1 pseudogene is annotated in these 485 nt (G+C 63.7%); it reads left to right on the top strand.

Annotated features, from left to right (window positions below):
* A pseudogene (locus tag A6M21_RS18715) lies at positions 1-399 on the top strand (glucose-1-phosphate thymidylyltransferase); the annotation flags it as partial.
* Positions 400-485 lie beyond the last annotated feature (86 nt).

The following is a 485-nucleotide window of genomic DNA, read 5'->3' on the forward strand; positions in this document are numbered from 1 at the left end:
AAAAAGGACGACATCCTGGCGGCCAACCGGGTGGTGCTGGACGAATACGCCCGGCGGGAGATCGCGGGCCAGTTGGACGATCTGAGCGAAGTAGTCGGCCGGGTGAGCGTGGCCCCCGGGGCGGTGGTTGCCAACAGCGTCATCCGCGGGCCGGTGGTCATCGGTGAGGACACGGTGGTCAAGGACTCCTTCATCGGCCCCTACACCGCCGTGGGCCGGAGCGGCATACTGGAAAGGGTGGGCCTGGAGCATTCGGTGGTGCTGGACAACTGCCATCTGTCCGATGTGGAGCTGATCGAAGACAGCCTGATCGGCTACAATGCCGTGGTCAGCCGCGCCAACGGCCGCCGCCGCGCCTGCCGCCTGTTCGTGGGGGATGATTCGGAAGTGGTGCTGTAGGGAGATGTTGTAAATAGTGTTCATTCTGGCACATACCGGAATTACCCTGGGGGCGGCGTGGTTGATTACCCGTGAGCGTACAGGGG

The organism is Desulfotomaculum copahuensis (assembly GCF_001655685.1).
In the GTDB taxonomy this organism is placed as follows: Bacteria; Bacillota; Desulfotomaculia; order Desulfotomaculales; family Desulfovirgulaceae; genus Desulfotomaculum_G; species Desulfotomaculum_G copahuensis.